General features: G+C 70.4%; 9 protein-coding genes and 5 pseudogenes. 9 read left to right on the top strand and 5 right to left on the bottom strand.

The window, feature by feature from the left end:
* Window positions 1-164: 164 nt before the first annotated feature.
* From galE to idi, 4 genes are all read left to right on the top strand, one after another.
* Entirely contained in the window at window positions 165-1148 is a 984-nt protein-coding gene (galE, locus tag AB0I23_RS11885; RefSeq protein ID WP_359109080.1) for a UDP-glucose 4-epimerase GalE, read from the top strand.
* A gap of 164 nt (window positions 1149-1312) precedes the next feature.
* The gene (locus AB0I23_RS11880) at window positions 1313-2254 is read left to right on the top strand and encodes a cation diffusion facilitator family transporter (RefSeq protein ID WP_359109079.1); all 942 of its coding nucleotides are present in this window, start codon (window positions 1313-1315) and stop codon (window positions 2252-2254) included.
* A gap of 239 nt (window positions 2255-2493) precedes the next feature.
* Window positions 2494-3774, top strand: coding sequence for a bifunctional class I SAM-dependent methyltransferase/N-acetyltransferase (locus AB0I23_RS11875; RefSeq protein ID WP_359109078.1), 1281 nt, complete (start codon window positions 2494-2496; stop codon window positions 3772-3774).
* A 149-nt stretch (window positions 3775-3923) separates the two neighbouring features.
* Window positions 3924-4517, top strand: coding sequence for an isopentenyl-diphosphate Delta-isomerase (gene idi, locus AB0I23_RS11870; protein ID WP_359109077.1), 594 nt, complete (start codon window positions 3924-3926; stop codon window positions 4515-4517).
* A gap of 39 nt (window positions 4518-4556) precedes the next feature.
* Here the strand turns inward: idi and AB0I23_RS11865 are convergent, their stop codons facing one another.
* The gene (locus AB0I23_RS11865; RefSeq protein WP_359109076.1) at window positions 4557-5012 is read right to left on the bottom strand and encodes an ATP-binding protein; all 456 of its coding nucleotides are present in this window, start codon (window positions 5010-5012) and stop codon (window positions 4557-4559) included.
* A gap of 427 nt (window positions 5013-5439) precedes the next feature.
* On the opposite strand from AB0I23_RS11865, the gene AB0I23_RS11855 reads away from it, so the two are divergent.
* Window positions 5440-6204: an enoyl-CoA hydratase/isomerase family protein gene (locus tag AB0I23_RS11855; protein WP_359109075.1), complete on the top strand. Its 765-nt coding sequence runs from the start codon at window positions 5440-5442 to the stop codon at window positions 6202-6204.
* Window positions 6205-6344: 140 nt separating this feature from the next.
* On the opposite strand, the pseudogene AB0I23_RS11845 reads toward AB0I23_RS11855, so the two are convergent.
* A pseudogene (locus AB0I23_RS11845) lies at window positions 6345-6864 on the bottom strand (DJ-1/PfpI family protein); the annotation flags it as partial.
* Between the two features lie 134 nt (window positions 6865-6998).
* On the opposite strand from AB0I23_RS11845, the gene AB0I23_RS11840 reads away from it, so the two are divergent.
* Both AB0I23_RS11840 and AB0I23_RS11835 read left to right on the top strand, forming a co-directional pair.
* The gene (locus tag AB0I23_RS11840) at window positions 6999-7862 is read left to right on the top strand and encodes an SCO6745 family protein (RefSeq protein ID WP_359109074.1); all 864 of its coding nucleotides are present in this window, start codon (window positions 6999-7001) and stop codon (window positions 7860-7862) included.
* Window positions 7863-8015: 153 nt separating this feature from the next.
* Window positions 8016-10406: a Tex family protein gene (locus AB0I23_RS11835; protein ID WP_359109072.1), complete on the top strand. Its 2391-nt coding sequence runs from the start codon at window positions 8016-8018 to the stop codon at window positions 10404-10406.
* 101 nt (window positions 10407-10507) lie between these two features.
* Here the strand turns inward: AB0I23_RS11835 and AB0I23_RS11830 are convergent.
* Window positions 10508-10797: pseudogene (locus tag AB0I23_RS11830) on the bottom strand (MFS transporter); the annotation flags it as partial.
* On the opposite strand from AB0I23_RS11830, the pseudogene AB0I23_RS11825 reads away from it, so the two are divergent.
* Window positions 10795-10896, top strand: a pseudogene (locus AB0I23_RS11825) (TetR/AcrR family transcriptional regulator); the annotation flags it as partial. The pseudogenes AB0I23_RS11830 and AB0I23_RS11825 sit on opposite strands and share 3 nt — an antisense overlap.
* A 4-nt stretch (window positions 10897-10900) precedes the next feature.
* On the opposite strand, the gene AB0I23_RS11820 reads toward AB0I23_RS11825, so the two are convergent.
* On the bottom strand, window positions 10901-12538 hold the full coding sequence (locus AB0I23_RS11820) for an ABC-F family ATP-binding cassette domain-containing protein (RefSeq protein WP_359109071.1): 1638 nt from the start codon (window positions 12536-12538) through the stop codon (window positions 10901-10903).
* 137 nt (window positions 12539-12675) lie between these two features.
* On the opposite strand from AB0I23_RS11820, the pseudogene AB0I23_RS11815 reads away from it, so the two are divergent.
* A pseudogene (locus tag AB0I23_RS11815) lies at window positions 12676-13080 on the top strand (FAD-dependent oxidoreductase); the annotation flags it as partial.
* A 72-nt stretch (window positions 13081-13152) separates the two neighbouring features.
* Here AB0I23_RS11815 and AB0I23_RS11810 read toward each other — a convergent pair.
* Window positions 13153-14286 (bottom strand): annotated as a pseudogene (locus tag AB0I23_RS11810) (RNA-guided endonuclease InsQ/TnpB family protein).
* Between the last annotated feature and the right edge of the window lie 39 nt (window positions 14287-14325).

The raw sequence follows: 14325 nt of genomic DNA, 5'->3' as shown, positions 1-14325 counted from the left end.
GCGGGAGTTCACTGCCCGTTCGAGCTCCGTTCGGGGTGGACCGGCATCATGCGGCGCCGCCCGCGATCATCATCGTCGATCCCGGCCCCGGCTCACAAACCGCGGGGGTACCGGTCTCCCCCTCGGCTCACGCGCCGCAGGGGCATAGACCTAGGCTGACGGGTATGACATGGCTGATCACAGGCGGAGCGGGCTATATCGGGGCACATGTGGTGCGGGCCATGGCGGCTGCCGGGGAGCGGGTGGTCGTGCTCGACGACCTCTCGACCGGCATCCGCGACCGGCTCCCGGCCGATGTACCGCTGATCCGCGGCTCGGCCGCCGACCGCGCGCTGCTCGACCGTACGCTCGCCGAGCACGCGGTGACCGGTGTGGTGCATCTCGCAGCGAAGAAGCAGGTCGGTGAGTCCGTCGAGAAGCCACTGCTCTACTACCGGGAGAACGTCTCGGGGCTAGCCGTCCTGCTGGAGGCCGTGGTCGCGGCCGGTGTGCGGAGCTTCGTCTTCTCCTCCTCGGCCGCCGTGTACGGCGTACCGGACGTGGGACTCATCACCGAGGAGACTCCCTGCGCACCGATCAATCCGTACGGTGAGACCAAGCTTGCCGGGGAGTGGCTGGTCCGGGCGACCGGGAGGGCGCACGCGCTGTCCACCGGCTGTCTGCGCTACTTCAATGTGGCGGGAGCGACCGAGCCGGAACTCTCGGACACCGGCGTCTTCAATGTCATACCGATGTTCTTCGACCGGCTGACCCGCGGCGAGGCCCCCCGGATCTTCGGCGACGACTATCCGACGCCGGACGGGACCTGCATCCGCGACTACATCCACGTCGCCGATCTCGCCGACGCGCATCTCGCGGTGGCCCGCCGGCTGGCGGAGCAGGACGGCTCCGGGGACCTGACCGTGAACATCGGCCGCGGCGAGGGCGTCTCGGTGCGCGAGCTCGCCGATCTGGTGGGCGAGGTCACCGGTCACCCGATCAAGCCGCAGACCGAGCCGCGCCGGCCCGGCGACGCGGCCAGAGCCGTCGCCTCCGCCGCACGGATGTCCGAGGAGCTGGGCTGGACGGCCCGGCGCGGGGTGCGAGAGATGGTCGAGTCGGCCTGGGAGGGCTGGTGCCTGCGCCACCCCGGGGCACTCGCCGACTGATCCGCACTGACTGCTCGACCGCCCTGACCTGCCATCGTTTCCGCAGGTCAGAGCACATGACAACGGTGTTCAGTACCGTGTTGCCGGATACCCCCTACCCGTAGTTCACTGGCCTTCTCGGGCCGATACAGGTCCGGTTCCGCAAGACGACCGGAGGCGTCCCCATGGGGGCTGGGCACGATCACGGGCACTCGCACGGCGGGCCGCCGCCCACCGGCACCGCGGCCGCCGGGTACAAGGGACGGCTGCGGATCGCGCTGTGCATCACACTCACCGTGATGGTCGTGGAGATCATCGGTGGTCTGCTCTCCGACTCGCTCGCGCTGATCGCCGACGCCGCCCATATGGCGACCGATGCACTGGGGCTGGGCATGGCGCTGATGGCGATCCACTTCGCCAACAAGCCGGCCGGACTCAACCGGACCTTCGGCTACGCCCGGGCCGAGATCCTCGCCGCTCTGGCCAACTGCCTGCTGCTGCTCGGCGTGGGCGGCTATCTGCTCTACGAGGCGGTCCAGCGTTTCATCACGCCCGCCGAGACCCGGGGCGGGCTGACGATCGTCTTCGCCCTCGTCGGCCTGGTGGCCAACATGGTCTCCCTGTCGCTGTTGGTGCGCGGGCAGAAGGACAGCCTCAATGTGCGTGGCGCCTATCTGGAGGTGCTCGCGGACGCGCTCGGCTCGGTCACCGTGCTGGTCTCGGCCAGCATCATCCTGGCCACCGGCTGGCAGGCCGCCGACCCGATCGCCTCGCTGCTGATCGGCCTGATGATCGTCCCCCGTACGGTCAAGCTGCTCCGGGAGACGCTCAATGTGCTGCTGGAGGCGGCCCCCAAGGGCGTCGACATGGGCGAGGTACGGGCCCACATCACCGCCCTGCCCGGGGTGCTGGACGTCCATGACCTGCATGCCTGGACCATCACCTCGGGGATGCCGGTGCTCTCCGCCCACGTGGTGGTGCGGCAGGAGCTGCTCGACTCGATGGGGCACGAGAAGCTGCTGCACGAGCTGCAGGGCTGTCTCGGCGACCACTTCGACGTCGAGCACTGCACGTTCCAGCTGGAGCCGAGCGGGCACGCGGAGCACGAGGCCAGACTCTGTCACTGAACGGCGGTTCAGCGCGGTGCTCCAACTGCCGCCCTGGCGTGGATGTTAGGGTCGTGCGCAGAGGTGTGCGAGCCTCCCCGTGCCTGAGAGAGGAGCTGAGGTTGATGACCGTCGCGACGGCGCCTGCCCGGCGCAGCATCCGGTCCTTCTTCCGCTCCCGGGTTCCCGGCTGACGCCCCGGCTCACCCACACCGAGTCACCACGTCGGCCGGAACCCTTTCACTCAGGGGTTTCCCACGTTGACCGACAACGATCACGCCGCCCGTTACGAGGCGTTCTTCTCCCTGCACCACCACCTGCCCCGGCAGAGCCCCGGCTCCGACACCACCACCCGGTGGCTGCTCGCCCGCACCGGCCCACTGCCGCACCGTCCGCGCGTCCTCGATCTGGGCTGCGGTCCCGGCCGTGCCGCGCTGCTGCTCGCCGCCGACGCCGGCGCCGAGGTGACGGCCGTCGACACCCATCAGCCGTTCCTCGACGAGCTGCGCGCGTCCGCCGAGGCGCGCGGGCTCGGCGACCGGATCCGTACTGTCCACGCCGACATGGGCAGGCTTTCCGGCCCCGGCACCCCGGACTTCGCGGACGCGTCGTTCGATCTGGTCTGGGCCGAGGGATCCGCGTACATCATCGGCTTCGACACCGCGCTGCGGGACTGGAAGCGGCTGCTCGCCCCGGGCGGCTCCCTGGTCGTCAGCCAGTGCGTCTGGACGACGGACGCGCCGTCCGACGAGGCGCGCGCCTTCTGGGACCAGGACGGCCCGATGCTCCCGGTGTCCGCACAGACGGCGCAGGCCGTCGCGGCGGGCTATCACGTCCTCGGGGTGCGGGTGCAACCCGAGAGCGACTGGGACGAGTACTACGTGCCGCTCGCCGAGAAGGTCGCGGCCACCGATCCGTCGGCGCCCGGTATGGCGTGGGCACTCGCGTCCACCCGGGAGGAACTGGCCATGCGCCGCGACCACGGTGCGGAGTACGGCTATGCCGCGTACGTCCTGCGCCCCGCCGACCCCCGCTGGACCACCGGGCCGGAGACGGCGGCGGACATCGGTGCCGTGCACGTGGTCAATGCGGCAGCCTTCCCGACTCCGGACGAGGCCCGTCTCGTCGACGCGCTGCGCACCGATCCGCAGGCCTGGCTGCCCGGTCTGTCCTACGTGGCGCGGGAGACCGAGGGGGCCGGGGACATCGCGGCGTACGCCCTGCTGACCCGGTGCCGGGTCGGTGACGCACCGGCGCTCGCACTGGCCCCGGTGGCGACCGCCCCGGGCCGTCAGCGGCAGGGTGCGGGTCAGGCGGTGGTGCGGGCCGTGCTGGACGCGGCGCGGCTGCGGGGCGAGTCGCTCGTGCTGGTGCTCGGGCATCCCGACTACTACCCGCGGTTCGGCTTCGTACCTGCGTCCCGGTACGGGATCCGGGCGGGCTTCGAGGTGCCGGACGAGGCGATGATGGCTCTGGTCCTCGACGATTCCCTGCCCGTGCCGACGGGCACGATCCAGTATCCGGCGGCATTCGGGATCTGACGTGCCGTCCGGTCCCGCCGCATCCATCAGGTGCGGCGGGACCGGACATGCCAGGGCTCGAAGTACGGACAAGCCGCTTTTGTACGGCAGACTTGAGCAGACTCGAGGGGACCGGCGCACAAGGCCGGGGACCATAGCGAAGGATGGGTATGCCGACCACACCAGCCACCGCGGCGAACAGCTCGTCGAACGGCACAGCAGAAGCGATCATGCTCGAACTGGTCGACGAGAACGGCACCACCATCGGCACGGCGGAGAAGCTCGCCGCCCACCAGGCACCCGGTCAACTGCACCGGGCGTTCTCCGTGTTCCTCTTCGACGAGCAGGGCAGACTGCTGCTGCAGCGCCGGGCGCTCGGCAAGTACCACTCCCCCGGTGTCTGGTCGAACACCTGCTGCGGCCACCCGTACCCGGGCGAGGCACCCTTCACCGCCGCCGCCCGCCGTACGTACGAGGAGCTCGGGATCTCGCCCTCGCTGCTGGCCGAGGCGGGCACCGTCCGCTACAACCACCCCGACCCGGCATCGGGCCTGGTGGAGCAGGAGTTCAACCACCTCTTCGTCGGGATGGCGCAGGCGGAGCCGGAGCCGGACCCGGAGGAGATCGGTGAGACAGCGTTCGTGGCCGCCGACGAACTGGCGAAGCGGCATGCCGAGGCACCGTTCTCGGCGTGGTTCATGACGGTGCTCGATGCCGCGCGCCCGGCGATCAGGGAGCTGACCGGCCCGTCCGCGGGCTGGTAGCGGCGAACCGAACGGTGAGCGCGGGACGGGCGGGGGCGGTCAGAGGTACGGGTTCAGCGGCAGCGCAGCCCAAATGATCTTTCCGCCGCCGGCGGTGTGCTCGACATCGCAGGTGCCGCCCGCCTCGTTCGTGATCTCCCGGACCAACAGGAGCCCGCGCCCGCCCGTCTGCGCATAGTCCGTCTCCAGCGCCGTGGGCCGGTACGGGTGGTTGTCCTCGACGGAGACTCTGACCCATTCGGCACCGACGGCCACCTCGACGGCGAGCTCCGGGGAGAGCAGCGCGGCGTGCTTCACGGCGTTGGTGACCAGCTCCGAGACGATGAGCAGCAGGCCCTGGGCGATACCTTCGTCCATCGGCACGCCCTGGCGGTTCAGCAGATCGCGTACGGCGTGCCGGGCCTGCGGTACGGAGACGTCGACGGCCGGCGCGGTGAACCGCCAGACTCCCTCGTAGGACACGGGCCTGGCGGGGACACTCCCGCGGCTCTCCATAGTTCCCGCACCCGCTCTCGATTGGACAGTCACTGCACGTCGAAGTACAGAGTGCGGGGAGTAGTTGGTCCGGGCCGTACTACTGAACAGAAGTAGACGCCTATCGACAGAATTTGTTCGAATGAGTATGACGGCGTCAGTTCTTGGACTGGTTCTGATCTTCTCCTGAAGGCCTGTCCGGCAGCCTCTCGGACGCCATCCGGTCCGAGACCAGCGAGGCGACGCGACGGCCACCGGCCCCGATCGCGATCGGACCCAGCCCGGCGAAAAGCAGCGCCGGCGAGAGGAACAGGCCGAGTGTCGAGGCTGCGGCTCGGTTTCCTTCGCTGGAGTTCGGGGCCGGCCATCCGACAACTCCTGACGGTCCGCGCCTGCCTCGCGACCCTTCTTGATCATAGGTTCGAACGGGACGGATAGCATCCGGCTCATGGACCGTACGGAACCGCAGCTGCAGCTCACCGTCGCGGAGGGCTTCGCCACCGTCGTGATCAGCAACCCGGCCAAGCGCAACGCCATGACGGCCGCCATGTGGCAGGCGCTGCCCGGACTGCTGGAGCGGCTGGCCGCCGACCGCACCGTCCGCGCCCTGGTTCTGACCGGCGCCGGGGGCACCTTCTGTGCAGGCGCGGACATCTCCTCGCTGCAGGAGCGGGCGAGCGATCCGGCGTACGATCCGCAGGCTCTGGCGGTGGCGGCCGAGGAGGCCCTGGCCGCCTTCCCCCGGCCGACGCTCGCGGCGGTGCGCGGCTACTGCGTGGGCGGCGGCAGCCAGCTGGCGGCCTCCTGCGATCTGCGGTTCGCCGAGGAGGGCGCGTCCTTCGGCGTCACCCCGGCCAAGCTCGGGATCGTCTACGCCGCGTCGTCGACCCGGCGGCTGGTCTCACTGATCGGACCGGCCGCGGCAAAGCATCTGCTGTTCTCCGGCGAGTTGATCGGCACGGAACGGGCGCTGCGGACCGGCCTGGTGGACGAGGTGCTGCCGGCCGGTGAGCTGGACAAGCGGGTGGAGGCGTACGCACGGATCCTGGCCTCGCGCTCGCAGCTGACGCAGGCGGCGGCGAAGGAGTTCGCCACAGGGCGGGGAGACCGGGACGCGTACTGGGCGGAGCAGGCGCGCCACAGCGGCGACACCGCGGAGGGTGTCGCCGCCTTCCTGGAGCGGCGGGCGCCGCGCTTTACCTGGACGACCTGAGCGCCGGCCGTGATACGCCACGCCCCCTACCGAAGGATGAAGCGGCTCTTGGCGCGGAACTCCTCGACGAGCGCGGCCGGGGCCCTGTCCGGTGGCCCCGCGTCGTACGGCGGCTGGGGGTCGTACTCCGTCAGCAGCTGCACGGCCTGGGCATGCTCGTCACCGGTGATCCGGCCGAGCAGGGTGAGCCCCATGTCGATGCCGGACGAGACGCCGGCAGGCGCGTACGAAGATCGGGTCCGGGTCGACCTCGACGGCCGGGTAGGCGCGGGCGAGGTACTCGGTGACCACCCAGTGGGTGGTCACCCGGTGCCCGTCCAGCAGGCCGGCGGCGGCGAGCAGCAGAGCTCCCGTGCAGACCGAGACCAGTCGTTCGGCGTGCGGGGCATGGGTGCGCAGCCAGTCGACGAGTGCTGGGTCGGGGTGACGGGTGCCCTGGCCGCCGGGGACGAAGGGGGTGTGGGGCGGTTCGAGACTGCCGTCCGGAACGAGGGTGAGGCCGACGCTTGTGCGGACCGGTGCCCCGTCGAGGGAGGCGGTGCGGAGCTCGTACGTGACGTCCGGGAAGCGGGAGGCACCGGCGAAAACCTCCATGGGCCCGGTCACGTCGAGACTCTGAACACCGTCGAAGAGGACGACGAGTACGGATCGCTGCGTCATGTCTGCCGTCCTGGGCGGCCACGACGATGGCTGCAATGACGAAGAACCCACCTTTCCTGCCGTGCCGGTCCCGGTCGAAATTGGGTGTGGCTCCGGGGTTACGGGACGTACTGACCAGTCGGTAACGTTCGGGCATGAGTACTCTGCCGCCGCGCGCCGGACGCCGCTGCCACAACGCCATCAACCCGCTGCACTCGACGGTCTACTTCTCCCCCGACCTCGGCAAGGAGCTCGGAGAGCTCGGCATCCACGACTCGAACGCCGCCTACTTCGCCGCACGCGGAGCGGCGCTCGGCGCCGTCGGACCAGGCACGGTCACCGCCACCTTCTACAACTTCAACCACGAACTCCTCGCCCGGCACCTCCCCGCGGTGTGGTCCGTCGCCTCGCCGCAGGCGGTCCTGGACGCCCGGCTGCGGGCCGCGGACACGACGCTGCGCCGGCTGCTCGGCCCGGAGATCATCGACTCCCCCGATCTGGCCGAGGCCGCGGAGCTGGCGCTGCGCGCCGCCGAGGCGTGCACGCGACACGCCCGGCCGCTCTACGCCGCCCACGCCGATCTGCCGGTGCCGGAGCAGCCGCATCTGGCGTACTGGCACGCCGGGACGCTGTTGCGCGAACACCGCGGTGACGGCCATCTCGCCGCGCTCCTCGCCGCCGGTCTCGACCCGGTCGAGGCCCTGGTCAGCCACACCGCGACCGGAAAGGGAATGTCCCCGCGCTGGGTGCTCGCCACCCGCGGCTGGCGCCGCCCGGACTGGGAGGACGCGGCCGAACGGCTGCGCCGGCGCGGACTCCTGGACGGCGAGGGCGAGTTGACGGAGGCGGGCGTCGCACTGCGGGCGGAGCTGGAGGACACCACGGACCGGATGGACCTGGCACCGTACGAGCATCTGGGAGCGGAGGGCGTGGAGCGGCTCACCGAGCTGGCGCGCGGATTCCTCCTCACGGCGGTTTCTGCGGGTGCCTTCCCGGCCGATCTGGTCGGCAAGGGCTGATCCCGCCGACCCGCCGACCGGCGGACAAGTGGGGTGGTCGGGCGACACGGCGCCCGGCCACCCGGCACAATGCAGACGGAAGGGGCCCCGCCCCGGTAAGCACAGCCAGTACAGCCCAGCACAGCCAGTACGAGAAGGCGAGTCGGTAGAACCGTGACGACGTCCATCGAAGGCAGGATCGCCGAGGAGCTCGGCGTACGCGAGCGGCAGGTGAAGGCGGCCGTCGAGCTGCTCGACGGCGGGTCGACCGTGCCGTTCATCGCGCGCTACCGCAAGGAAGCGACCGAGATGCTCGACGATGCGCAGCTGCGCACGCTCGAGGAACGGCTGCGGTACCTGCGGGAACTGGAGGACCGGCGGGCGGCGATCCTCGAATCCGTACGCGAACAGGGCAAGCTCGACGACGCCCTGGAGGCGCAGATCCGGGCCGCCGACACCAAGGCGCGGCTCGAGGACATCTATCTGCCGTTCAAGCCGAAACGGCGGACGAAGGCGCAGATCGCCCGGGAGGCAGGTCTCGAACCGCTCGCCGACGGTCTGCTGGGCGACCCGTCCGTCGAACCGCTCGCCGCTGCCGCCGCCTTCGTCGACGCCGGCAAGGGCGTCGCGGACCCGGCCGCGGCTCTGGAGGGTGCCCGTGCCATTCTCGCCGAGCGGTTCTCCGAGGACGCGGACCTGATCGGCGAGCTGCGTGAGCGCATGTGGTCGCGCGGGCGGCTGGCGGCGAAGGTGCGGGACGGCAAGGAGGAGGCGGGCGCGAAGTTCGCCGACTACTTCGACTTCGCCGAGCCGTTCACCGCGCTGCCCTCGCACCGGGTCCTCGCGATGCTCCGGGGTGAGAAGGAGGACGTGCTCGACCTGGTCCTGGAGCCGGAGGAGCCCTCGGAGACGCCGGGCCCTTCGACGTACGAGAACATGGTCGCCCGCCGTTTCGGCGTGGCCGACCGGGGCCGCCCGGGCGACAAGTGGCTCGGCGACACGGTGCGGTGGGCGTGGCGGACCCGGATCCTCGTACACCTCGGGATCGATCTGCGGCTGCGGCTGCGGACGGCGGCGGAGGACGAGGCGGTACGGGTCTTCGCGTCGAACCTGCGCGACCTGCTGCTCGCCGCGCCAGCCGGGACGCGTGCCACGCTGGGGCTCGACCCCGGTTTCCGTACGGGTGTGAAGGTCGCCGTCGTCGACGCGACCGGCAAGGTCGTCGCGACGGACGTCATCTACCCGCACGTCCCGGCGAACAAGTGGGACGAGTCCCTGGCCAAGCTGGAGCGGCTGGCGAAGGAGCACTCCGTCGATCTGATCGCGATCGGCAACGGCACGGCGTCCCGCGAGACGGACAAGCTCGCGGGTGAACTGTGCGAGAGGCACCCGGAGCTGAAGCTCACCAGGGTGATGGTGTCCGAGGCGGGCGCATCGGTCTACTCGGCCTCCGCCTTCGCCTCGCAGGAACTCCCCGACATGGACGTGTCGCTGCGCGGTGCGGTGTCGATCGCACGTCGGCTGCAGGACCCGCTGGCCGAACTCGTGAAGATCGACCCGAAGTCGATCGGTGTCGGCCAGTACCAGCACGACCTGTCCGAAGTGAAGCTGTCGCGCTCACTGGACGCGGTCGTCGAGGACTGTGTGAACGGCGTCGGTGTCGACGTCAACACCGCGTCCGCCCCGCTGCTCTCGCGGGTCTCCGGCATCGGCTCCGGTCTCGCCGAGAACATCGTCGCGCACCGGGACACGAACGGGCCGTTCCGGTCCCGGAAGGCGCTGAAGGACGTGGCGCGGCTGGGCCCGAAGGCGTACGAGCAGTGTGCGGGCTTCCTCCGGATCCGGGGCGACGACCCGCTCGACGCGTCGAGCGTGCACCCGGAGGCGTACCCGGTGGTGCGGCGGATGGCGAAGACAGTGGGCGGCGACGTCGCGTCGCTGGTCGGCAACTCGGGTGTGCTGCGGTCGCTGCGGGCGGACGACTTCGTGGACGAGACGTTCGGGCTGCCGACGGTCACCGACATCCTGAGGGAACTGGAAAAGCCGGGTCGCGACCCGCGGCCCGCGTTCAAGACGGCCACCTTCAAGGAGGGCGTCGAGAAGATCGGCGATCTGGCCCCCGGAATGGTGCTGGAGGGGGTCGTCACGAATGTCGCGGCGTTCGGGGCGTTCGTGGACATCGGTGTGCACCAGGACGGTCTGGTGCATGTGTCGGCGATGTCGAAGACGTTCGTGAAGGATCCGCGGGATGTCGTGAAGCCTGGCGACATCGTGAAGGTGAAGGTGATGGAGGTCGACATTCCGCGGAAGCGGATCTCGTTGACGCTGCGGCTGGACGACGAGGCGTCGCCGCAGGCCTCCGGCGGCGGCCCGGGCCGGCGCCGCGAGCGCGGCCAGGATTCCCGCCCGCCCCAGCAGCGCACCCCGCGCGACCGGCGCGACGGCGGGGGCGGCGCCCGCCAGGCGGCGGCCCCGGCCCCCGCGAACAGTGCGATGGCCGATGCGCTGCGTCGCGCGGGCCTGACGGACGGCGGCAATCCCACGGACCGCCGCGGCAGGCGCTGACGATGCCGGGGGCGGCCGGGTCGGGGGACGAGGCCCGGCAGGCCCCCGGCGTACCCGCCCGGAATTCACCACGGGTACCGCCCGGACTCGGCCGGGATAGGGAGCACACCGGAGGCGAACATCGCGACCAGCATGGGCAGCATCAGCAGTCCGGTCCCGGTGACACCGGAGCCGAATCCGTACCCGACGGCCGACGGGGTCTGCGCGAAGCCGGGCAGGAACGACCACACCGCGTACATGCCTGCCCCGAACAACGGGGTGACCGTGTTGGTCGTCCACACCGGGCACAGCCGCTGATCCGCAGATCGATCAGCGGGTGTTCGGCCCGCGACTCGGCGAACAGCCACGCGGCGAACAGCACGACGGCGACGCCGAACAGGCCGAGCACCTGATCCGCATGGTCGCGGGCATCACCGGGGCGTCGGACCCCACGACCGGACAGCGCGACCGCGTCCTGGAGATCGCCCTGGACGGCGTCCGCGGCCGCTGAACCCTCAGCTCTCGGTGACCCTGCCCCCGTCCACGCGCAGCATGCGCGTGGTGCGGACGACATCCAGCATGCGCCGGTCGTGCGTGACCAACAGCAACGTCCCGGTGTAGGAGTCGAGCGCCGACTCCAGCTGCTCGATCGCGGGCAGGTCGAGGTGGTTCGTCGGCTCGTCCAGGACCAGGAGGTTCACGCCCTTGCCCTGGAGAAGAGCGAGGGCCGCCCGGGTCCGTTCGCCCGGGGAGAGGGTCGTGGCGGGCCGCATCACATGGTCCGCGCGCAGCCCGAACTTGGCGAGCAGCGTGCGGACTTCGGCCGGTTCGGTCTCGGGGACGGCCGCACAGAACGCCTCCAGCAAGGTCTCCGAGCCGTGGAACAGCTTCCGCGCCTGGTCCACCTCGCCCACGACCACGCCCGAGCCGAGCGTCGCATGGCCCGAGTCCAGCGGCAGGCGGCCGAGCAGCGCCGCGAGGAGAGTGGACTTGCCGGCACCGTTGGCCCCGGTGATCGCCACCCGGTCCGCCCAGTCGATCTGCAGCGACGCCGGCCCGAACGTGAAGTCGCCGCGCACGACCTGCGCCTCGCGGAGCGTGGCGACGACCGATCCGGAGCGCGGGGCCGTCGCGATCTCCATCCGCAGCTCCCACTCCTTGCGCGGCTCCTCGACGACATCGAGCCGTTCGATCATGCGCTGCGTCTGCCGGGCCTTCGCAGCCTGCTTCTCGCTCGCTTCGCTGCGGAACTTGCGGCCGATCTTGTCGGAGTCGGTGGCCTTGCGGCGGGCGTTCTTGACGCCCTTGTCCATCCAGCCGCGCTGCATCTGGGCGCGGCCTTCGAGGGCGGAGCGCTTGTCGGCGTACTCGTCGAACTCCTCGCGGGCATGCCTGCGGGCCCGTTCGCGCTCCTCCAGATAGGCCGCGTACCCGCCGCCGTAGAGGTTGATCTGCTGCTGGGCGAAATCGAGTTCAAGGACCTTGGTGACCGTACGCATCAGGAACTCGCGATCGTGGCTGATGACGACGGTGCCTGCGCGGAGCCCGGAGACGTACCGCTCCAGTCGCTCCAGTCCGTCCAGGTCCAGGTCGTTGGTGGGCTCGTCGAGAAGGAAGACGTCGTACCGCGACAGAAGCAGCGAGGCGAGTCCGGCGCGGGCGGCCTGGCCACCGGAGAGCGCGGTCATCGGCAGGTCGAGGCCGACCGTCAGACCGAGGTCGGCGGCGACCTCCTCGGCGCGCTCGTCGAGGTCGGCGCCGCCGAGGGCCAGCCAGCGTTCGAGGGTTTCGGAGTACGCGTCGTCCGCCCCCGGTGCCTCGTCGACGAGGGCCTGGGTGGCGGCGTCCATCGCCGCCTGGGCGTCGGCGACGCCGGTCCGGCGGGCGAGGAAGTCCCGTACGGTCTCGTCCTGGCGGCGCTCCGGCTCCTGCGGGAGGTGGCCGACGGTGGCGGTGGGCGGGGAGAGGCGCAGCTCGCCCTCCTCCGGCCGGTCGAGCCCGGCGAGCAGCCGGAGCAGGGACGATTTTCCGGCTCCGTTGACTCCGACGAGACCGATCACGTCACCGGGTGCGACGACGAGGTCGAGTCCGGCGAAGAGTGTGCGGTCGCCGTGTCCGGCGGCGAGGTCCTTGGCGACGAGAGTGGCAGTCATCAGGGTGTCGATCCTAATCGGCGGACGGCTTCGCTCTCGACAGGTGTCTGAGCAGCCCGGCCAGTCTGTAGAGGGCGAGCGATCCAGCGACGGCGACGTTCAGGCTCGCGCCGGTGCCGATCATCGGAATCTCCACGCACCCGGTCCGCGGCCAGCTGGTGCTGGTGGAGAACCCGGGGATCGAGGAGTGGTTCACCGAGGCGAACCCTGCGTCGGACGCGACGACGTACTTCTTCCCGCAGCCCGGGAGGCTGGTTCTCGGCGGCATGGCCGAGGTGGACGAGTGGAGCACGGTGCCCGACCCACGTACCGCCGAGGAGATCGTGGCCCGGTGTGCCCGGATCCGACCGGAGATCGCGGGGGCTCGGGTCATCGGGCACCTGGTGGGTCTGCGTCCCGCACGCGACACCGGGGTGCGGATCGGGACCGAACCGCTGCCGGGCGGCGGACGGTTGGTGCACAACTACGGGCACGGGGGTGCGAGGGTGACGGTGGCCCTGGGCTGCGCGCGGGCGGCGGCCGATCTCATCTCGTCAACTTGACCCGGTCCTGAAGAACCGAGCTTGGAGGTAGAGCCCAACTGGCTGCTGGGTTGTCTCCTCCGTCCAGGCCTCCTATGGGGTGGCTGGGACGCGTGACTCAGGCCCCGCAGTCCACACGGTCTCGCCCTTGCGGTCGATGTTGTGGGACGCGTTGTCGTCCGCGTGCATGGTGACGCCGCAGGCACGGCACGCGAACGTTGCTTGACCGACTCGGTTCTTCCGGTCGATGTGTCCGCACTCGGAGCATTGCTGGCTGGTGTACGCGGGATCGACGTACACCAGCGGCACCCCGGCCCGGCGTGCCTTGTACTCAAGGAAGGAGCCGAGCTGGTGGAAGCTCCACGAATGCAGTTGTGCCCGCTGGTCCTTGCGGAGCCGTACCCGGTCGCGGATGCCCGTGAGGTCTTCCAGGGCGATACCGCGACCGGTGCGTTCAGCGGTGGTGACGATCTTCTTCGAGATGATGTGGTTGATGTTCGCGGCGTGCCGCTGTTCCTTGCGGCTGCGGTGCTTCAACCGACGTTTGGCGGACTGGGTGCCCTTGGTCTGGAGCTTGCGGCGCAAGTCGCGCTGCCGCTTGCGGTGCCGGTTCAAGCCGCGTCCGGCGGCCCGGTAGCCGGTGGAGGTGGTGGCGATGTTGACGATGCCGAGGTCCACGCCGATGAACCCGGACGGGTTCTCGTTGACCGGGGTCTCGGGGATCTCGCATACCGCGATCAGGTAGAACACTCCGTCGCGTTCGATCAGATCCGACTCGCCCTGACGGTGCTCGCGGAGCGTTCTGAGCGCGTCGGCGGAGCAGACGAAGCGGACGTTTCTGAGCCGCCCCGCTGTGGTCCAGATACTGACGGTCCGCGCGTCGTACTGCCAGGACAGACACCGGTCGTCGAACGGGTGCGCGGCCTGGGGGCGGAAGCTGATGGGCTTGGACTCCGCTTTGGCCCGGCGCTTCGATCCGGGCTTGCCAAGGTTCCCGGCCTTGATGTTCGCCTTCAAGGTGGTGTAGGCGTCGCGGACCTTCTTGATCGTTTACTGAGCCGTCTGCGCCCCGAGACCGGAGGCTTTCAGCTCGGCGTAGGTGTGCTTCCGCAGTTCGTACTCACGCGGCACACCGTGTTCGAACGCCACGCCGGACACCCAGTTGGCCCGGTCGTTGACCGTGCGCAGGGTCGCACCGATGACCGGTGCCTGTACGGCATCCGGCATCAGCTTGACCTGCACGACGATCTTCACGCGGATCAGCGT

Source organism: Streptomyces atratus, from assembly GCF_040655115.1.
Classification (GTDB): Bacteria; Actinomycetota; Actinomycetes; order Streptomycetales; family Streptomycetaceae; genus Streptomyces; species Streptomyces atratus_D.
This window is presented reverse-complemented; position numbering and strand designations above follow the sequence as displayed.